This window comes from Rhizobium sp. NLR22b, from assembly GCF_019685295.1.
Taxonomy (GTDB): Bacteria; Pseudomonadota; Alphaproteobacteria; order Rhizobiales; family Rhizobiaceae; genus Rhizobium.
Genome location: NZ_JABDWM010000001.1, coordinates 519,093 through 539,454, shown reverse-complemented (window position 1 = coordinate 539,454; position 20,362 = coordinate 519,093). Strand labels below are relative to the sequence as shown.

Genomic DNA, 20,362 nt, shown 5'->3' with positions numbered 1-20,362 from the left:
TCCCCTTGCGTGTTCCCACGATGGTCCGGTGCTCGTTTGCGGGAATTCCGCCGCCCGGCTTGTTATGAAGGTGACGATAGCCCCGCTCTCCCGGGGCAGGGATATCTTTTTTCGCGAACACGTCATATCGTCCGGTTCTTCCAGCGCTTTCCGGAGCCCGCCTTTTGCATCTCGGCGCCCTGTTCATAACGCACCACGTCCTGACCTCAGGTTCAGTCCGCGAGACCGCGCGCCGCTTCCAGCTGTCGCCGTCCACCGTGTCTGCGGCAATCCGTAATGCCGAGACCGAACTGGCGATGAAACTGACGGAACGCGCTTCCGGCGAACTGGTGATGCTGATCGCCGCCGGCGGGTTGCTCGAAGGCCTGCAGCCGATTACCGTCGCGATCGGCGAACTCGGCAAATTTGCAGGCCACGACGCCAGCGGGACGGCCGAGGCCTGGGCGTCGCGCATCCCCGTCAAGGTGGTTGCGATCGAGCGCTTTCTCGAGGTGGCCGACCAGGGCAGCATCAACCGCGCTGCCCGCCGCCTTCACTTGGGGCAACCGCAGCTTTCGCTGCAGCTCGCCAATTTGGAGCGATTTCTCGGCCGCCGCCTGTTCGAGCGGCAGGCGCAGGGCTCGGTGCTGACGGAGGAGGGCAGGCGCGCCTACCAGATCTTCATGGCGATCAGCCAGGCATGGAACGATCTGAAATCGGCCGCCGACGAGCGCTACCGCCGCACCGCGCGGTCGCTGCGCATCGGCTCGATCATCCCGACGGGATCGGAAAGCTGGGTGGCGCGCTGCCTGGGCCTGCTGGTCTCCGAATGGAATGCGCGCCGCAGCAACAACGCGATTTCGCTGGTCTCGATGACCGCCGACGACCTGCGCGAGGCGCTGAAGAGCGGCCGCATCGACGTCGCCGTCCTGGATTCGGTCTTCGGCCTGGAACATTTCCGGCATCGCGAATTGCTGCAGACCGACATGGTGGCGATCGCGCCGCCGCAAAGCACCCAAACCACAGTCGCCGAACTCGTCGCCGCGCATGCGATCTGCACGCCGAGCCCGCGCACCGGTCTCGGCCACGCCGCCATGGCCTTCAGCGAAGCGAGCGCACCCGACCGGCGCTTGCGCAGCCGGGATATCACCGCGGCGGATTCGCTGCCTGTCATCGTCGATCTCGTCGCCAATCACGGCTACGTCTCCTTCCTCGGCCGTGTCAGCGCCATGCCGATCGCCGACAAGGTGCGCATCGTCGATCTCGACGAGCATCTGCCGATGTCCTATCACGTCGCCTTCAACCATCGAAAAGCCGCTGCCGATGCCTGCGAGATGATCATCGCGGCGGCCGCCAAAATCACCTCGGAATCTGCCGCGCCCATCACAAAGCAGGTCGACGGGGCCAGGGAGACGGCAGCGTGACGATTTTACTGGAAGTCTGCGTCGACAGCGCCGCGGGCCTTGCCGCCGCAATCGAAGGCGGCGCCGGCCGCATCGAGCTGTGCTCGGCGCTGGAGCTCGGCGGTCTGACGCCGCTGCCGAGCCTGATGCGGATCGCCGCCCGGGCGCCGATTCCGGTCTATGCCATGATCCGCCCGCACGCCGGCCCCTTCATTTTCGATAGCGTCGACGAGGAGGCGATGATGCTCGATATCGACGCGGTGCGCGCAGCCGGCCTCGCCGGCGTCGTCATCGGCGCCAACCGCCCGGACGGCACGCTCGACCTGCCGCTGCTCCACCGTCTGAAGGCGCATGCCGCCGGCCTAGGCTCGACGCTGCACCGCGCTTTCGACCTGGTGCCGGATGCCGATCAGGCGCTGGAACAGGCGATCGAACTCGGCGTTGAGCGCATCCTGACCTCCGGCTGCGCGCCGAAGGCGGCCGACGGCCTCGATACGCTGAAGCGTCTTTCAGAGAAAGCGGCCGGCCGCATCTCGATCATGCCTGGCAGCGGCGTCCGCCCTGCCAATGTCGGCGAAATTCTCCGTGCGACCGGAGCCCGAGAGGTCCACGGCTCCTGCAGCTCGCCGGTCGAAAGCCGCGATCCGCGTGCGGTGGCTTTTGGTTTCGAGGCGAAAAGTGCGAACCGGACGGATGCCGCGGCGGTTAGGGAGATGAGCAGGGCGATTGCGGCGGTGTGTTAGCGGTTTCTGCACTGTTGACGACAAACGGTTGCAGTTTGGAACGCGAATGGAGCGCCTGCGGCCATGGGTCCTCGGGTCAAGCCCGAGCACGATGGAGAGTGGGGGAGCCTGTGCGGCAGGTACCGCAAACCCAGTGGCTTTTGCAGTTACCGTGTTTGCCTAGGCGAGTTCCACCCAAAACCGCTCGCATTTTGCTGGAATTCCTCCGGACGTCCCGCCTCTCGCTGCAGCCGCCTCCTCATACTCCGTCCTACTCGGGCTTGACCCGAGTATCCACGCGCAGCACTCCGCGCGCATGATACACGTCCTACCTACCCACCAACCCTGATCACCGCCTTGATCAGCCCGCTCTTCTCATGCGCCCAGCGGGCCACATCGCGCGGCGCGTCGGCGAGTGTCGTGCGGTGGGTGATCAGCTTGTCGACCGGCACCAGCCCTTTGGCGATCGAATCCGCCACGTGCTCGAAATCGGCGCGAGTGGCATTGCGGCTACCGATCAGCATCATCTCGCGCTTGTGGAACTCCGGATCGGAGAAGCGGATGTCGTCCTTGACGACGCTGACCAGCACCAGCGCGCCGCCGTGGGCGACGAAGGAGAAGGCTTTCTCCATCGACGGGCCGTAACCTGTGGCGTCGAAGACCACGTCGAAGCCGTCGCCATTGGTCTTTTCCTTGACGGCCTCGGCCGTCGCCTCGTTGGCGACGATGCCGGAGGTGAAGCCGAAGCGTTCGGCGGCCATCTGCAGCCGTTCGGCGCTGGTATCGAGCAGCGTCACGTCATGGCCGGCGATGCGCGAGAAGATCGCAGCGCCGAGCCCGATCGGCCCGGCGCCGATGACGAGCGAGCGCGCGCCGGCGCCGGCGAGCGAGCGGCGCACCGCATGGGCGCCGATCGCCAGAAATTCCGTCGTCGCCGCCGCTTCGAGGCTGAGGCCCTTGGCGGGATAGAGATTGCCTGCCGGAACGGAGATCTCCTCGCAGAAGGCGCCATCGGTATGGACGCCGAGGACCTTGATGTTGGTGCAGCAGTTCGGCTTGCCCTTGATGCAGGCGACACATTGACCGCAGGAGAGATAGGGGTTGACGATGACAGGCGTGCCGGCCGTAAGCGCCACGCCGTCGCCGGCCTCGATCACCGTCGCCGAGATCTCATGCCCCATCACCCGGGGATATTCGAGGAAAGGGTGCTTGCCCTCGTAGATGTGATAATCCGTGCCGCAGATGCCGACATGGCTGACGGCCAGCCGCACCCATCCGGGCGCCGGTGCGGAAGGTGATGGGCGTTCGACGATGTCGAGCACGCCGGGTTCGCGGCAAACAACTGCTTTCATGACGGGTCTCGCATTCTTCGTTCTTTACTCTGTGTCGTGCCAACTGCTGTTCGGTTCGGGCGGATAGCTGCCCCTCACCCTAGCCTTACCAGGGTCGAGCCACTCGTCTCGACCCGTCCTGCGGACCCCCGCTTGCGGGGCGAGGGGACGTGCCCAGCGAGACATTGGCGAGGGACCGAGAGGTTGCGGCCTGGTCCCTTCTCCCCGCGAGCGGGGAGAAGGTGGCGGCAGCCGGATGAGGGGCAGGCCGCTCTCTCTCGCTGCTCAGCTGCTCTTGCGGCGGCGCAACTGGTCGAAGAACACGATCACGATGATCAGCAGTCCGGTGATGATGCGCTGCCAGAAGGAGTTGACGTTCAGAAGGTTGGCGCCGTTGTTGATGGTGGCGAGAATGAAGGCGCCGATCAGCGGGCCGTGCACGGAGCCGACCGCGCCGAACAGGCTGGTGCCGCCGATGACCGAGGATGCGATCGCCTGCAGTTCCCAGCCGTCGGCTTGCGTCGCATTGCCGATCGCGATGCGCGAGGCGAGCAGCACGCCGACGAAGGCGGCAAAGCCGGCCGAGAGGATATAGGCGAGATAGATCATGCCCTTGACGTTGACGCCGGAAAGGCGCGCGGCTTCCGCATTCGAGCCGACCGCGAAGAGATAGCGGCCCCAGCGGCTGAGATGCAGGAAGACGAAGGAAGGCACCGCCACCAGGATGACCATCCAGAACAGACTGGGAATGCCGAGGAAATCGGCACGGGCGAAATTGCTGAAGCTCTCGTCGGTGATGCTGATCGTCGAACCGTTGGTGATCAGCAGGCCGATGCCGCGCAGCGATGTCAGCGTTGCCAGCGTGATGATGAACGGCGGCAGGCCCATATGGACGATGCCGAAGCCGTGGAAGGCGCCGATCGCCACACCGATGGCGAGCGTCAGCACGATCGCCGCCCAGAGCGGCACGCCGGCCTGCAGCAGCCAGGCGATGATGACCGTGCAGAAGCCGACGATGGCGCCGACCGACAGGTCGATGCCGGCGGTGATAATGACGAAGGTCTGGCCGAGCGCCAGAATCGCCGTCATCGCCCCCTGACGCAGCAGGTTCGAGATGTTGAGCGGCGTCCAGAAGCTGGCGGTGACGAAGCCGAGCACGACCCAGAGGAAGATCAAGAGCCCGATCAGCGTCAGGCCGAACAGGATATTCATTTTCCGGCGCGGCGGCGGCGCGACGATTTCGGTGGGGGTGGCAGTCATGAATTTTCTCCCTCTTAGAGCCTTTCCGTTTTTCTCCGAACCGCGGAAATGCTCTATCTCTTTGTTGTCTCGTGCTCAGACGCCGATCGCTTCGCTGAGCACTTCTTCATGCGTCGCCGCGTGGAAATCATGGCTGGCGACGATCCTGCCGCCGCGGAAGACGTGCAGCCGGTCGGCCAGTTCGTAGACCTCTGGCAGATAGGAGGAGATCAGGATGATGCCCGCCCCCTCCTTCAGAAGCTTGGCGAACAGCCGGTAGATTTCCGCCTTGGTGCCGACGTCGACGCCGACGGTTGGTTCGTCGAAGATGAACAGCCTGGCGCCGTGGCTCAGCCACTTGCCGATGACGATCTTCTGCTGGTTACCGCCCGACATGCTGGAGGCCGGAACGCGCCGGCTCGGCGTCTTGATGCTGAGATTGCGGATCTGATTGTCGGCATTCGCCGATTCCCGCGCATGGTTGATGACCGGCCCGTGGCTGAGGCGCCCGAAGACCGGCAGGTTGATATTGAGGCCGATCGACTGATTGAGGCAGAGCCCCTGGTCGCGCCGGCTTTCCGGCGCCAGCGCAATGCCGAGCTCCATGGCCGTGCGTTCGTTCCGGATGTCGACGCGCTTGCCCATCCAGTGGATTTCGCCGGCGCTTTTCGGCTGGCGCCCATAAAGGCCCAGCGCGAATTCGCTGCGTCCGGCGCCGATCAGGCCATAGAGGCCGACGATCTGTCCTGATTTGACGCTGAGCGACACGTCCTCGAAGCCCGGACCCGAAAGCCCTTTGACCTCGACGATTGTCTCGCCGAAGGCGATCTCTTCCTTGTGGTAGATCTGCTCGATCGAGCGGTTGATCATCAAAGCGATCAGCTCGGCATCATTGGTCTCGCCGATCAGCCGCGTGCCGACATGCGTGCCGTCGCGCAGCACCGAGACCCGGTCGGCCAGTTCGAAGACCTCCTCCATGCGGTGGCTGATATAGACGATGGTCACGCCTTCGCCCTGCAGGCGGCGGATCAGCTTGAACAGCTGCGCCGATTCCTGGCGTGTCAGATAGGCGGTGGGTTCGTCGAAGATCAGGAATTGCGTGCCGCGCATCGCCGCGCGCGCCGTTGCCACCAGCTGCTGCTGGCCGATCGTCAGCGAACTTAGAAGCGCGCCGGCCGGCAGGCCGAAGCCAAGATCGTCGAGTACCGCCTGCGCCATCTTTTCCATCTGCTTCTTGCGCATCAGGCCATAGCGGTTGACCTCGTCGCCGAGGAAGAGGTTGGCGGCGACCGTCAGGTGCGGGCAGAGCACCACTTCCTGGTGGACGGCATTGATGCCGCGGGCGATCGCCTCGTTCGGCGTCGACAGCCCGACGGGATGGCCGCACCACAGCACCTCGCCGGCCGTGCGGGTGATGACGCCGGTGAGCAATTTGATCAGGGTGGATTTGCCGGCGCCGTTTTCGCCGACGATGGCGTGGATCTCTCCGGCCAGGAAGGTCAGCGTCGCCGGTTTCAGCGCCTGCACATGACCGTAATTCTTCTGCAGGCCCTTGAGTTCGAGGATAGGCGATCCGGCGGGAATGCGATTGGCTTCTTTCAGCGTGGCGCTGTCATCGTGGCGATGACTGACCTCTTCCAGTCCGATCATGGACCTCTCCTCCTCTTGTCGCGTCTGCTCCATCCCTGCTGAACCATACCATGGATGGAAAAGGCCGCGCCGGTTTTTGAGCCGGCGCGGCCCGTCTGTCGTCTTACTTGATCTTCGGGTTCAGGAGCGCGTCGATCTTCGGATCGGCCATGTTCGCCTTGGTGACGAGGTTTGCGCCGGTGTCGACATTCTCAGGAACCTTTTCGCCCTTGGAGACGGCAAGCGCGGTCTTGATGCCGTCATAGCCCATGCGATAGGGGTCCTGAACGACGAGGCCGGCAATCGCACCGTCCTTGAGGAAACCGACCGTCTTGTCGTCACTGTCGAAGCCGATGACCTTGATCTTGTCGCCGAGCTTGTTTTCGGCGATCGCCTGGCCGACGCCCTGAGCGAGGATTAGGTTCGAGGCAAAGACGCCGACGAGCTTCGGGTTGGCCGTGATCAGGTCGGTCATCATGTTGAGGCCGGTGGTTGCTTGGCCGTCACCATACTTGTCGGCGATGACCTTCAGACCCGGATGCTTGGTCTTGATCTGATCGAGGAAGCCTTCGCGGCGCTGTTCCAGTGAGCCGACGCCGGGAAGATTGGTCAGGATGACGATGTCGCCTTCTTCCTTGCCGGTCATCTCCTTGATGGCGGCGGCAAGACCGTCGGCGGCGATGCGGCCGCCCTGGACGTTGTCGGTCGTCAGGAACGAGCTGAACGCCTTGGAGTCGGCACCGGAGTCGATGCCGATGATCGGAACCGACTTGGCGGCTTCGTCGATCGGCTTGCCGAGCGCCTTGAATTCGGTCGGCGAGATGACGATGGCGGCCGGCTTGCCGGCAACGGCATTCTCCAGAATGCTGATCTGGCCGTTGATGTCGGATTCTGCCTGGGCGCCGAGTTCCGGCACGTTGACGCCGAGATCCTTGCCGGCCTTGCGGGCGCCGGCCAGAACGATCTGCCAGTAGAAGGACGTCGTGTCCTTGACGATGATCGGGATCGTCACGTCGGCGGCAAAGGACGTGACCGGCATCGCTGTGGCGATGACGGCGGCACCCGCGAGCGCGGTAAAGGCGCGGCGGGACAGCAGGGATTTCACGATGCTCATAAAAGTTCTCCTCTCAGGATGCGTTCTCCTCCAATAAACCGGACCGCTGAACGCTGGCGGAGGGTTTTTATCGATAAAAAACATTTGCAGACAGAAGCTAGCCGAGGCGCAATCAAATTGCAAGGGCGTCAATCCAGCTTTTTTGCTACGGAAAACTCCTTCCAAGCATCTGATTTTATTCCAATACTGCGATAACCTAAAATAGCTATCAGGTGAAATCGACCTCGTGCGGATGCACGACGCCCTTTTTCAAAATCAGGTTGCCATACAGCCGGAATTCGGTTGTCGCCACGATATAGGCGGCCTTGCGCGCCATCGCATAAAAGGCGAAACGCTCCACCGGCACGATCGAAAACTCGCCGGCGCGCTGGGCGACGATTTCCTGAAATTCGGCGCAGACCTCGGGCACGGCCTGCGGGTCGCCGACTACCTCCATCCGCCAGGCAGTCTCGGGTACGAAAGTGTCGAGCGGCATATGTGTCAGGATCGCCTCGGCCATCGCGGTGGCGCTGACGCCGTCGGCGCGGATGACCGGTGGGCCCATCGAGCCCGCGGGGAAATTGGCGTCTGCGATGACGATGTCGTCGCCATGCCCCATCGTCTTCAGCGCATGAAGCAGATCGGGCCCGAGCAGCGGATGAATACCTCTCAGCATGTTGTCTCCCTCAGACCCGGACCGCTTCGGCGCCGAGCGGCGGCGCAGTGAGCGTATAGGGTTCGAATTCGTCGTAGATCTCGTCGGCTAGCGGCGGCTCGACTGTCTCCATGTTGCGCGTCAGGCTCGACGGTTTTGCCGTGCCGATCAGCACCGAGGCGACGATCGGGTCGCGCAGTGGAAATTGCATGGCGGCGGCCGCGAGCGGCACGCCGTGACGCTTGGCGATTGCCTCCATGGCGCCGACCTTGGCAAGAACGTCCGCATCGGCCGGCATATAGTCGAAATGTGAGCCCGGCACCGGGCCTGTAGCGAGGATGCCGGAGTTGAAGACGCCGCCGACGACGAGCGATGTGCCCTTCTGCCGGCAGAGCGGCAGAAGTTCGGCGACCGCCGAACGGTCGAGCAGCGTATAACGGCCGGCAAGCAGGATGCAGTCGAGATCGGCATGGCGCATGACGTCGAGGCAGACCGGCACCTCGTTGACGCCGAGGCCGAAGGCAGAGATGGCGCCCGATGACTTGAGCGCGTCCAGCGCCTTGATGCCGGAATCGAGAAGCTGCTTCTGGTAGACCGCGTTCTTCGCCGCGCCATGCGTATAGACGCCGATATCATGCACGTAGAGAATGTCGATGCGGTTGAGGCCGAGGCGCGCATAGCTGAACTCGACCGAGCGCATGATGCCGTCATAGGAATAGTCGTAATCGGCGTCGAAGGAGAGCGGATTGACATAGCTATAGTCGGGAACGGTACCCGTCGGCACCGGCCTCAGCAGCCGGCCGACCTTGGTGGAAAGCACATAGGCGCCATCCGGCTGATCGCGCAGGAAATCGCCAACGCGCCGTTCCGCAAGGCCGAGGCCGTACCAGGGAGCGACATCGAAATAGCGGATGCCGCTGTCCCAGGCTGCCTGCAGCGTCTCCATCGCCTGATCGCGCGGGCAGTCGCGGTAGAGACCACCCAGGGGAGCTGCACCGTAGCTGATCTCGGTCACCTCAAGCCCGGTCTTGCCGATCCGTCTCGTCTTCATCATGCCCCCCCGGGAATTGCCTAAAAACAACAGCTTAGCATCGCAATCTAGAGCGTAGCGCCGAGATGCCAAGGCACGAATTCGTTATCGCCGTAACCGAAGATCTCGCTCTTGGTCTTCTTGCCGGAGGCCGTGTCGACGATCAGATCGAAGATCTCGCGGCCCTTGCCGCTGATCGTCGCGTCGCCGGTGGCGATCGTGCCGCAATCGATGTCCATGTCCTCTTCCATCGAGGCATAGAGCGCCGAATTGCTGGACAGCTTCAGCGACGGCGCCGGCCGGCAGCCGAAGCAGCTGCCGCGGCCGGTGGTAAAGGCGATCATATTTGCCCCGCCCGCCACCTGTCCGGTCGCTGAAACCGGATCGTAGCCGGGCGTGTCCATGAAGACGAGGCCGGGCGCGGTCACCCGCTCGGCATAGCCATAGACCGCCGTCAGCGGCGAGCGGCCGCCCTTGGCGACGGCGCCGAGCGACTTTTCCAGGATGGTGGTGAGCCCGCCGCGCTTGTTGCCGGGCGACGGATTGTTGTCGAGCGAGGCGCCGTGCAGCGCGACGTAATCTTCCCACCAGGCGATTTTCTCGTCGAGTTTTCGCGCCACCTCGTCGCTGACGGCGCGGCTGCGCAGCAGATGTTCGGCGCCATAGATTTCCGAGGTCTCCGACAGGATCGCCGTGCCGCCGGCCGCCGCCAGCAGATCGGCGGCGACACCGAGCGCCGGATTGGCGGTGATGCCGGAAAAGCCATCCGAGCCGCCGCATTGCAGGCCGATGATGATCTCGCCGATCGAAATCGGCATGCGCTTCTCCCTGCCGACATCGGCGGCGATCTCGCGCAGCACGCCCATGGCGCGCTCGACCGCGCGGCGCGAACCGCCGGCATCCTGAATGTTGAAGTGGCGCTTCGAGGCGCCCGCACCGCTCTGGCCGTAAAGCGTCAGCTGGTTGACCTCACAGCCGAGGCCGATCATCAACACGCCGCCGAAATTGACATGCCTGGTATAGCCGGCAAGTGTGCGGTGCAGCACGTTCATGCCGTCGCCGGTCGAGCTCATGCCGCAGCCCTGGTCGTGCACGATCGGCACGAAACCGTCGATGCCGTCGTAATGCGGCAGGATCGTCCGGTTCGCCTCGTCGGCGATTGCCCGGCAGACGGTGGTGGAACAGTTCACGCTGGCGATGATGCCGATATAGTTGCGCGTCGCCGCCCGCCCATCGGCGCGGCGATAGCCCATGAAGGTGCGCGCCTTGTCCTCTGCGGTTGCTTCTGCCGGCGCCGAATTGGCGGTGGCGGCCAGACGGTCGTTTTCAAAATGCAGATTATGGCTGTGCACATGGTCACCGGCCTTGACCTCGGCGGTGGTGCGGCCGATCGCCTGCCCGTACTTCACCACGGCCGATCCCAGCGGAATATCCGCGATCGCCACCTTGTGGCCCGGCTCGATCTTCTGGCGGGCTGCAATGCCGGCAACCGTCGAACCTTCGGCGATGGCGGCCGTTGCGACCGCGACATTGTCGCCGGCCGACAGGATGATCCAAGGCTGTTTGTCCAATCTCTTCTCCCTGAAGGAAACGCTCGCTGCATCGGCGAATGCGATTGATTTTGTTTTTTATCTACAATAAACATTTTCAAGTCAACGGGAATATTGATCCTGTGGACGAGGGAGGCAATGCGCCGCAGACGATCGGAAATACGCTAATGGTTTTTTCAACAAGCTCCGGTCGGGCGCCGTTTCGCTTCTGAAGCGGAACGGCAATCCCGACACGCGGGCGGAAAGCGGGGGATCTGATGGCAAGGCAGAATACGGTCTTCAAGGAAGCCTACAACAGGTATGCCGCGGCCCTGCGCACGGATACGGCGCTGCCGTCGGAACCGGAGATCGCAGCCCAGCTCGGCGTCAGCCGTTCAACCGCGCGCGCCATCCTCACCCGCCTCAGCGATGAAGGCATCATCCGCTGGAACAAACGTCAGAAGATCGTGCTGCGCGAGCCCACCGACCGCGACCTCTTTCCTTCCGAAGAGACGGATTCGCTGCACGACATCATCGAGCGCAGCTTCATGCGGCGCATCCTGGCCGACGATGCCGCACCCGGCATGCAGATCAACGAGCTGGAGCTTGCCCGCGAGATCGGCACCGGCACAACGAGCGTGCGTGAATTCCTGATCCGCTTCTCCCGCTTCGGACTGATCGAAAAGCGGCCGAACAGCCATTGGACGCTGAAGGGCTTCACCCGCGAATTCGCGCTCGAGCTTGCCGATGTCCGCGAAATGTTCGAGCTGCACTCCGCCGCCGAATTCGGCAGGCTTTCGCGCGAAAATCAGGCCTGGATCGATCTGGCCGCCATGCGCGAGGAGCATCTTTCCATGCTTGCCGACATCAACCAGCGCTTCAAGGACTTCTCGGTCCTCGACGAGCGCTTCCACCTGTTGATCCACCGCGCCTCGAAGAACCGCTTCATTGCCGATTTCTACGATGCGATCGCCATCATCTTCCACTATCACTACCAGTGGAACAAGACGGCCGCCCGCGAGCGCAACGAACGCGCCATCCACGAACATCTGGATTATATCGCCGCACTGGAATCCGGCGACCAGGCAGCGATCGGAAAAGCCTGCCGCGTCCACCTGCGCTCCGCCCGTCAGACCCTGCTGCAGTCTCTGCCGCAGAATGTGAGCGAAAACGCCTGAGCCGAGGAGGGCTGCTCCGGTGCCGTGCCGCAGCCAAGTCGGCAAACGTCTGGGTTGATGCGAATGCTCCGTTACAGCTATTGAAATAGCTCTTTGATGCGCATGGTCGATCTCCGCCGTCGGCGATGAGCGATGGTCATGAATGGAGAGCAAGTTTCACCAATGGAAAACACCTCTGCACCCTCCACCGCTGCCGAATGGAAGCTGGCCGAATTCTTGAGCACCTATCGCTATTGGGCGGTCTTTTTGTCGTCGCTTCTTGTGGCGATGGCCGGACAAGGGTTGAGCACGGTCTTCCCCGTGATCTCGCAGATGGCGGGAAGCAGCGCGCAGACAATCGGCATTTTCTATTTCGGCTCCACCCTTGGCTGGGTGGTCGGCGCCTTCCTGGCCTTTGTCGTTGCGAGCCGCCATGGTCGGTCGGCTTTGATTTCGCCGGTTCTCGTCTGCGCGGTCGTAGCCGTCTGTTTGCTGCCGGCGCCTGCGCTCTGGGCATCGCCGGTATTTCTGTTTTTGTTCGGCCTGGTGGTCGGTGCGATGCGGGCTGTCTATCCTCTCGCGGCCGCGATATTCCTGGTGGGTGGGCGGCCGGGCAAGATCGACTTCGGCTGCGTCCTGACGCTGATGTCGACGACGATCCTGATTTCAGCCTTTGCACCGGCCGTCGCCTCGTGGTTGTACGGGTTCGATCTCGGCGCCGTGCCCGTTGTTTCAGCTTTTCTGGCCTGCCTGCTCCTCGCCGTCATAGTGCTGGTGCCGGCTGGAAACCTCGCCTTCGATGAACCGCCGCGTCCTCGGCACAAACCGCTTGCACCGCGGCGGCGATCACCCCTCTTGGTCGCCATCATCCTGGTCGCACCGCTGATCCTTATTTTCCTGACGGTGCTCGGGCTCAATCTGCTGCAGGCGGGTGATTTCGAGGTCGCCCGTTCTCCGGTCGCGCTGCTCTTGGCGCTTCTGGTCCTCGGCATCGCGCTGGCCGCCTTCGTCTACCTTGCCTATTGGGTCTATCGCATCCACGGGGAGCTTGCGGGCGCCGCACGGTCGCAGCGCCTGCTCACGCCGCTTGCGGCCATGCTGATCGCCATCCTCGTGCCGCTCGGATTGCCGGTTCTTGTCATGACCCTTGGCGACCTGCTGAGTGAGCAGGCCCGCGACAGAGGCCAGGGAAATCCGATCTCGATCGCCTGGCTCGGCATCTGGAGTTTCATCCTTCCGCCGATCGCCATCGCAATGGTCCAGAAGGCGGCGAACGACAGCTATGTCCTGGGTGCAAGCAGGACCTAACGGCGACAGTAAGGCAGTGGCCCTTCGGCGCCGCCGACGCCGTGTCCCGCACCGGCGCCATGAAACCTTCTGATTTGTACGCCGTTATGGTGCTCATGACCGACGTTACACTCAAACCGAAATCGGTCGATGGCACCGAGCAGGACGGTGCCGAAAAGACGCGCCAGGAGAAGGCATCGACTGTCGAGGTCGAGCCGCCGCAAGATGTCATCGAACCAAGTCAGAAGCTCACGCCCGAGGAGGCCGAGCAGGCGCGCAAGCGATATTTGCTGAGGCGTTTCTGGATCAGCGCCCGCCGCTACTGGGGCAGCAGTGGCGACAAGCTCGCCTGGCCGTGCTCGATCGGTCTGTTGACGATGATCTGCATGAATGTCGGCTTCCAATATGGGATCAATCGCTGGAACCGCGGGATCTTCGACGCCATAGAGCGACACGACGCCGGCACCGTCTATTATCTCAGCGCCGTCTTCGTGCCGCTTGTGCTCGGAAGCGTCGCCCTCGTCACCGCACAAGTCTATGTTCGCATGATGATCCAGCGTCGCTGGCGCTCCTGGCTGACGAAGGCGGTGATCACGCGCTGGCTGGCCAACGGTCGTTATTATCAGTTGAACCTTATCGACGGCGACCACAAGAATCCCGAGGCGCGCCTCTCGGAGGATTTGCGGATCGCGACCGAAGCACCGGTCGATTTCGTTGCCGGCGTCATTGCCGCCTTTCTGTCGGCCTCGACCTTCATCGTCGTGCTGTGGACGATCGGCGGGGCGCTCACGCTGCCGGTCGCCGGGTCGACCATCACCATCCCCGGTTTTCTCGTCGTCACCGCGGTCCTCTATGCCGTGATCACCTCGACCGTGATCGCGGTCATTGGCCGCCATTTCGTCCAGGTCTCGGAGGTCAAGAACCAGGTCGAGGCCGAACTCCGCTACACGCTGACCCGTGTGCGCGAAAACGGCGAGAGCATCGCATTGCTCGGCGGCGAGGAAGAGGAGCGTAGCGACCTCGACAAGACATTTTCCAATGTGCTCAAGCAATGGGCGCTGCTTGCGCGCCAGCACATGCGAACGACCTTCGTCTCGCACGGGTCGATGCTCATTGCTCCTGTTGTGCCGCTCCTGCTGTGCGCGCCAAAATTTCTCGCAGGCGGCATGACGCTTGGCGAGGTCATGCAGGCGGCCTCCGCCTTCGCCATCGTTCAGACGGCCTTCGGTTGGCTGGTCGATAACTACCCGCGCCTTGCCGACTGGAACGCCTGTGCCCGACGCGTCGCCTCGCTGATGATGTCGCTCGACGGCCTCGAGCGCGCCGAACAGAGCGACGTTCTGGGACGCATCAGGCACGGTGAAACCAAGGACAATGCGATCCTGAACTTGAACGATCTCGCGGTGTCTCTCGACGACGGCACCGCGGTGGTCAAGGAAGCCCAGGTCGAGATCGCACCGGGCGAGCGGGTGCTCGTGGCAGGCGAATCCGGCTCGGGCAAGAGTACGCTGGTGCGCGCCATTGCCGGTCTTTGGCCCTGGGGTCACGGCAGCGTCGATTTCCACGGCGACCGGCGCTTGTTCATGTTGCCGCAGCGGCCTTATATCCCGTCCGGGACGCTTCGCCGCGCGGTGGCCTATCCCCGCGCCGCCGACAGCTGGACGCCGGAGGAGATCAAGGCGGCCCTTGCCAAGGTGGGGCTGGATTATCTGAGCGAGAAGATCGAGGAAGACGCGCCCTGGGACCAGATCCTGTCCGGCGGCGAAAAGCAGCGGCTCGCCTTCGCACGGCTGCTGCTGCATACCCCCGATATCATCGTGCTCGACGAAGCGACCTCGGCACTCGACGAGAAGAGCCAGGACAGGATGATGGAGATGGTGATCGATGAATTGCCGGCGGCAACCATCATCAGCGTTGCGCATCGCGCCGAGCTGGAAGCCTTCCACAGCCGCAAGATCACCTTGGAACGGCGCGAGGGCGGCGCAAAGCTCGTCAGCGATATTGATCTCGTCCCGCGCAAGGGAAGACGAAACCTGATCCTGCGGGTTTTGGACAACCGCCGCTAAAGCTATTTCAGGAGAAGGACGAAGCGGTTTCCGTAGTTACGTGGATACCGGCGACGTCATCCTCGGCCTTGTGCCGAGGATCTGAGCACGTCGAACAAGTACCTGACAATAAATGGTTCTCGTGAAATCGCGGTGCTCAGATGCTCGGCACAAGGCAGCACAAGGCCGAGCATGACGGAGGAAACGTTGTCAACAAACTGCCAGGCGCTCCCCGTGAGGAGCAACCGTGTCAATGCGAGGCCGCCTCGCTTGCCGCCGCCGGCTCTTCGCGTGCCTGGCGGTGGCCGACGGGGATCAGCCAGGTGGTGAAGAAGGTCAGCACCGCGACGACGACCACGCCCCAGAAGCTCCAGTGCAGGGCCGCGTCGAAGATGCCGCGGATCGCCGGATCGGCGGCGAGCGCCGAGAGGCCGGTCGGCTGGTTCAGCGCCTTATGAAGGGCGGCCGCCGTTTCACCGCTCGCATAATGGCTGATGCCGGCATTGAGGATGGCGCCGAGCACGGTGGCGCCGAGCGTATTGCCGAGGCTGCGGGCGAAGATGATCGAGGCCGTGGCGCTGCCGCGCATCGACCATTCGACGCTGTCCTGCACCAGCACGATGCTCGTCAGGCTGATCAGCCCCATGCCGAAGCCCATGAAGAAGGAGCCGGCGCCGGCCAGAACCGGCGAGCTTTGGGGCGTCAGGAACAACAGGAAGCAGGCGCCGAACGGAAACATCAGGCTGCCGACGCGCAGTGTGCGGCGAATGCCGAAGGCCCGGTAAAAGCGGCTGGAGAGCATCACCGCCAAGGGCCAGCCGACGATGAGCATTGTCAGCGTGAAGCCGGCGACGATCGGGGTGCGTCCTAGCACGCCCTGCACGTAGATCGGCAGGATAGTGGAAAGCCCGATCAGCGCCATGCCGGCAAGCAGCGTCGCCGCATTACTGGTCGCGATCAGCCGGCGGCTCCAGAGCGCGATCGAAATGATCGGCTCCGGCGCCCGCCTCTCCTGGGCGAGGAAGAAGAGCCCCGCGACGACGAAGACGGCGAAGAGCGACAGCAGGATCCAAGCGCTCGCTTCGGTTTCCGTCAGCATGACGAGCAGGGCGACGATCGAAATCGAAAACAGCACGGATCCGAGATAATCGATCCTCGCCTGCTTGTGCGCGACGTCCTCCTTCAGCAAAATCATGAAGGCGACGATCGAGACGATGCCGATCGGCAGGTTGATCCAGAAGATCCAGGCCCATGAAATATTGTCGACGATGATGCCGCCGGCTAGCGGCCCGACGACGGCCGATGTCGCCCAGACGGTCGCCATTGCGCCCTGCACGCGGCCGCGTTCCTCGAGCTTGAACAGATCGCCGATGATGGTCATCGTCACCGGCTGGATCGCGCCGGCGCCGAGCCCCTGCAGCAGCCGGAACAGCACCAGCGACATCATCGACCAGGCAAAGCCGCAGAGCAAAGAGCCGGCGAGGAAGATCAGGATGCCGCCGATCAGCACCGGCTTGCGTCCGAAAATATCCGAGAGCTTGCCGTAGATGACCGTCGTCGTCGACTGCGCCAGCAGGAAGGCCGAAAATACCCAGCTATAATAGGAAAAGCCGCCGAGCTGCCCGACGATGCGCGGCATTGCCGTCGCCACGATCGTCGCTTCGATGGCGACCATGAATGTCGCCACCATGATGGTCGCGACGACAAGCACGCGGTTCGAGCGGTGCGCTGCATTCGACATGACGGTCCTCTTCGGGTGCTCCGCGGACGCCGGGAATATCGGCAGGCTGGCTGGGTGCGGCGATCGCCATGTGCGGAGGGATGCTGTTCTTGTACGACCGGAATGCCGGCCGGTAAAGCAATTCTCTTAGGCGGTCGTCATTTTGCGCGACGTCAGCGGCGGCAGTTAAATGAAGGCCCGGCGCCATCATGACCGGGCTCATTCTTTCGGCAGACTGGCGCCCGCTATTCTCACTGCTGGCATGCCTCGCTGAGCGAGCCGCTGCCGTCGGTGCAGCCGGGCGTCTGCTGGAGGTCCGGATTGACTCCACCCGGATTGATCGTGCTGCGGCCGCTGTTGAGATCGACGCCGCCATTGCCGGTGGTGCTGCCTGTCGTGCCGGGATCGGTGCCGACGGACCCCGTGCCCGCCGAGCCCGTGCCGGCGGAGCCGGTACCAGCCGAACCCGCGCCTGTATTGCCCGAGCCGCCGATAATGGGCGCCACCGAAAGCCGCCCGCTGGAATTCGCCCCACCGGCTGTCTGGGCCAGAGCCGAGCCGGCAAGACCGATCGAAAGGAGGGATATTGCGATGAGTTTACAGGACATGGTCTTCTCCATCCTTGTTGTCTCAAGGGGAAACCGGTTCGGCAGCGGCATGTTCCTTCCAATATTTCGCAGTCGAATGGACGCAAATGGGCAGCCTGACGCCGCCAGCCCTTCATCGACTGTCAACCCGCGCAAGTTGTGCCGAAGCCCATAAAAATTTACTCAACACTATCCGGTTGCCGTCGAAGATGCTAACCCTGCCCGCGGATACGAATGGATAGAGGTATCTCATGGACGCGATGAAAGGCGGCAGACGCATTGAATGTCTGGATGGTTTGCGTGGTTTGGCAGCGCTATGGGTGCTGATCGGCCATGCCCACATCCTGACGGGGTTCAAGGTGCCTGTTATCGGAGATCCGGAGCTCGGGGTCGACCTGTTCATCATGCTCTCCGGCTTCCTGATGGTGTTTCACTATCAGCGGCGGAAGGGCAGGGAGCCATGGGAGAGCCCGCAGACGTGGGCGGTGTTCTGGGCGCGTCGCTTCTTCCGCATCGCACCGCTCTACTACGTCATGCTGGTGATTGCTCTCATCGCCGGGTCCGAGATCTATCAGGCAAGGATGGTCATCGATGCGTTCAACGGCAATCCGCCGCAAGCCGCATCCCGCTATCTGGACGATGGCCTGACCAACTACTTGATGCATCTCTCCTTCCTGTTCGGCTTGTCGCCGGCCCATGCCTTCCGCACGGCGCTGCCCGATTGGAGCATCGGCCTGGAAATGCAGTTTTATGCGGCTTTGCCCTTCATCATGATCGTCCTCGGGCGGCTCGGCTGGCTGAAGGGCATGCTCGTCACCGTCGGCTTGGCGGTCATTGCCGCCTGGGTGATCCATCACCTGGGCTTTCGCTTCCCGATGCCGTCGTTTCTGCCGATGAAAATGCACATCTTCGCCGCCGGCATGCTTCTCGCGGGTGCATTATGGATGTCGCAGGGCAGAGCTTACCTGGCTTTTGCGATTTCGGCTCTGCTGGTCCTCATCCCTGTCGGCGGTGACGTGACTGTGCTGCACGAAACTGTGCGCGTCGGGATCGTGGCGCTGTTCTTTGTCCTGGTGCACGCCGATCGGTTTCCGGGTTCCGCCGGCCATTATTCGCGCGCGGTCAATGCGGTGCTCGGCAACAGCTTCTTTCGAAATCTCGGGGAACTTTCCTTCGGCGCCTATCTCATTCACCTGCTGATCATGCAGCCGGTGATCGCCTGGCTGATCGGCAATACCGACCTCAGCAATCCCGCTCGCTGGCTGGCGACGTTGATTGTCACCATCCCCGCCGTCTATGCCCTATCCTTCGTAGGCTACAAGTTTATCGAGTTGCCCGGTCAGACCGTCGGCAGGCGTCTGACACAACCGAGGCAGGTGGCGACCTAGACCCGCGACCCCTTGCCTGCAATGCGACGGCGGGTGTGACCGGAACCCGCCGTTCCAGCCGTGACCTCATGGAATAGCATTGGCACTAGCGCTCGCTTAACTGATCAGTCGCTTGACCACGTCATCGATCGTCTCTCTGACGGGATAATAACTGGGGCCTCCATGGTTTTGGAGCGCTGAAACATAGATGTGTGTGGTGTTCGGGAACGGTCGAACGGCAACAACGTGCTCAGGATTGATGAAGATGAGGGTCTCGTTCGGCCCTGCATAGTGGAACGACACCAGCTTCATCCAGCATTCTCCCGACAGCCATTCCGCCATTGAACGAGAAAACGCGCCGTTGGTTTCACAGCGCTCTATGGATTTGTCACGGCTGCGGGGTTCCACCCAAGAGCGCGAAGGTGGGACCGCACGACGACTGCCAATAGGGGTGTAGCAGGGCAGAAGACTGCCGCGTGCGGCCCGCCAGGAAAACAACAGCGTCCTGCGAAAGTTCCCGACAAAGTTTGACTTGAACAGCTGTACAAGAAAAGCGTGTCTTTTGGCGCTAAAGGGAAGATCATCTACAGAGTTTTGACTGAAGCTGAGAGAAAAAGTTGGATCGCGCAGGCTACAAAGGGGTGCGCGCGGAGACAGGAGACTCCCTCTGCGCGATCCAGGCGGAACAACGTCCCTCCGGTCACAGCAGTTCCGGTACTGTAGCGTACACAGATAATATTATTCCGCCAGTAAAAAGCCGCGATAAACCCATGGGGCAATTGGCATCGGAGGAAAGCGTGAATGAAACGCTACATTCAGATTATTTTACACTCGGCCAGGTTGGCGCCAATCTTTAAGACGTATGCCGACAGGCGACGCCCTAAGCTTGCAACTTCTATCTTCGGTATAATGCCCAGCAGTTCGCCTATGAATTCTCGCGCTGTTACTCACGGTCTGACGCAGATCCTCGTGTTTTTCAAGGCCGACGGAAGTTTATCGGCAGTACCGAGACAGCCATCGTTTCATTCGCCATCGATCATTTTGAACTTTCGCGCCGCCCGAGGGCAGAGCATCGTGAACTGCTCGATCAGCGGCGGCATGCCTGAGGCGCACGACACATCTGCATCCTCTGGCAATGGGAAAGTGACGCGCAGCGGTTCTCCGCCAGCAGGAAAGAAGGACAGGGTGCCCTTGCGGCAATTGGCGGTGGAACGGTAAGTGTCCTTCCCATTTTGTTTCATGTACATCGCCACGCACTGCTCTACAGTCAATTTCCCTCCATGTGCGGTCGTCTCGCCTCCCGGGTCTCGCTCGCAATATTCCTGGAGGTTGGCCTGATTGACGTTCCCTTCCATAACCGCAGTGCTCGAATCGGTCCCGGTCCTGCTGACCAGCGTTCCGTTCCATCCGCTACATGAGGCCAGAGGGAAATCCTTGGCTTGGGCGGGCGACATGGTAAGGGTGAAAAGTACGGTACTCAGAAGCGATATCCTCATAGATCCTCCTAATTGCTGGGCTGCTCGCGCTCGATCGACATCGGTCGCTCATGCGAGCGCAAGTGGCAGTCCGACCGTCTTGGGAGAAGAAGC

General features: G+C 62.5%; 17 protein-coding genes. 6 read left to right on the top strand and 11 right to left on the bottom strand.

The window, feature by feature from the left end; all coding sequences use genetic code 11:
• The first annotated feature begins 164 nt into the window (after positions 1-164).
• Both HJC00_RS02530 and HJC00_RS02525 read left to right on the top strand, forming a co-directional pair.
• Entirely contained in the window at positions 165-1,403 is a 1,239-nt protein-coding gene (locus tag HJC00_RS02530) for a LysR family transcriptional regulator (RefSeq protein ID WP_221145865.1), read from the top strand.
• On the top strand, positions 1,400-2,125 hold the full coding sequence (locus HJC00_RS02525; RefSeq protein ID WP_210629360.1) for a copper homeostasis protein CutC: 726 nt from the start codon (positions 1,400-1,402) through the stop codon (positions 2,123-2,125). The genes HJC00_RS02530 and HJC00_RS02525 overlap by 4 nt, the downstream gene beginning before the upstream one ends.
• 311 nt (positions 2,126-2,436) lie before the next feature.
• On the opposite strand, the gene HJC00_RS02520 is transcribed toward HJC00_RS02525, so the two are convergent.
• From HJC00_RS02520 to HJC00_RS02490, 7 genes are all read right to left on the bottom strand, one after another.
• Complete coding sequence (locus HJC00_RS02520; protein ID WP_210629359.1) at positions 2,437-3,456, bottom strand: zinc-binding alcohol dehydrogenase family protein; 1,020 nt, start codon at positions 3,454-3,456, stop codon at positions 2,437-2,439.
• Between the two features lie 264 nt (positions 3,457-3,720).
• Positions 3,721-4,695, bottom strand: coding sequence for an ABC transporter permease (locus HJC00_RS02515; protein WP_210629358.1), 975 nt, complete (start codon positions 4,693-4,695; stop codon positions 3,721-3,723).
• A gap of 75 nt (positions 4,696-4,770) precedes the next feature.
• Positions 4,771-6,324, bottom strand: a complete 1,554-nt coding sequence (locus HJC00_RS02510) for a sugar ABC transporter ATP-binding protein (RefSeq protein ID WP_210629357.1) — start codon at positions 6,322-6,324, stop codon at positions 4,771-4,773.
• A gap of 103 nt (positions 6,325-6,427) precedes the next feature.
• Positions 6,428-7,417, bottom strand: coding sequence for an ABC transporter substrate-binding protein (locus HJC00_RS02505; RefSeq protein WP_210629356.1), 990 nt, complete (start codon positions 7,415-7,417; stop codon positions 6,428-6,430).
• A 208-nt stretch (positions 7,418-7,625) separates the two neighbouring features.
• Entirely contained in the window at positions 7,626-8,072 is a 447-nt protein-coding gene (locus tag HJC00_RS02500; RefSeq protein WP_210629355.1) for an RbsD/FucU family protein, read from the bottom strand.
• Positions 8,073-8,082: 10 nt separating this feature from the next.
• On the bottom strand, positions 8,083-9,102 hold the full coding sequence (locus tag HJC00_RS02495; protein ID WP_210629354.1) for an aldo/keto reductase: 1,020 nt from the start codon (positions 9,100-9,102) through the stop codon (positions 8,083-8,085).
• 47 nt (positions 9,103-9,149) lie between these two features.
• Positions 9,150-10,652, bottom strand: coding sequence for a UxaA family hydrolase (locus HJC00_RS02490; protein WP_210629353.1), 1,503 nt, complete (start codon positions 10,650-10,652; stop codon positions 9,150-9,152).
• Positions 10,653-10,888: 236 nt separating this feature from the next.
• Between HJC00_RS02490 and HJC00_RS02485 the strand changes: the two genes are divergently transcribed.
• The 3 genes from HJC00_RS02485 (at position 10,889) to HJC00_RS02475 (ending at position 15,120) form a co-directional block, all read left to right on the top strand.
• Positions 10,889-11,788 (top strand): GntR family transcriptional regulator, encoded by a 900-nt coding sequence (locus HJC00_RS02485; protein ID WP_210629352.1) that lies wholly within the window; start codon positions 10,889-10,891, stop codon positions 11,786-11,788.
• Positions 11,789-11,950: 162 nt separating this feature from the next.
• Entirely contained in the window at positions 11,951-13,075 is a 1,125-nt protein-coding gene (locus HJC00_RS02480; RefSeq protein ID WP_221163591.1) for a hypothetical protein, read from the top strand.
• Positions 13,076-13,170: 95 nt separating this feature from the next.
• A complete protein-coding gene (locus HJC00_RS02475; protein ID WP_221145878.1) occupies positions 13,171-15,120 on the top strand; it encodes an ABC transporter ATP-binding protein/permease in 1,950 nt (649 codons plus the stop codon).
• Positions 15,121-15,349: 229 nt separating this feature from the next.
• Here the strand turns inward: HJC00_RS02475 and HJC00_RS02470 are convergent, their stop codons facing one another.
• A complete protein-coding gene (locus HJC00_RS02470) occupies positions 15,350-16,840 on the bottom strand; it encodes an MDR family MFS transporter (protein ID WP_221163590.1) in 1,491 nt (496 codons plus the stop codon).
• 230 nt (positions 16,841-17,070) lie between these two features.
• Positions 17,071-17,427, bottom strand: a complete 357-nt coding sequence (locus HJC00_RS02465; RefSeq protein WP_247241691.1) for a hypothetical protein — start codon at positions 17,425-17,427, stop codon at positions 17,071-17,073.
• 230 nt (positions 17,428-17,657) lie between these two features.
• Between HJC00_RS02465 and HJC00_RS02460 the strand changes: the two genes are divergently transcribed.
• The gene (locus HJC00_RS02460) at positions 17,658-18,794 is read left to right on the top strand and encodes an acyltransferase (RefSeq protein ID WP_210629347.1); all 1,137 of its coding nucleotides are present in this window, start codon (positions 17,658-17,660) and stop codon (positions 18,792-18,794) included.
• Positions 18,795-18,890: 96 nt separating this feature from the next.
• Here HJC00_RS02460 and HJC00_RS02455 read toward each other — a convergent pair whose 3' ends face one another.
• Together HJC00_RS02455 and HJC00_RS02450 are read right to left on the bottom strand one after the other, a co-directional pair.
• Positions 18,891-19,085, bottom strand: coding sequence for a hypothetical protein (locus tag HJC00_RS02455; protein ID WP_210629346.1), 195 nt, complete (start codon positions 19,083-19,085; stop codon positions 18,891-18,893).
• Positions 19,086-19,795: 710 nt separating this feature from the next.
• A complete protein-coding gene (locus HJC00_RS02450; protein ID WP_210629345.1) occupies positions 19,796-20,269 on the bottom strand; it encodes a hypothetical protein in 474 nt (157 codons plus the stop codon).
• Positions 20,270-20,362: the final 93 nt, after the last annotated feature.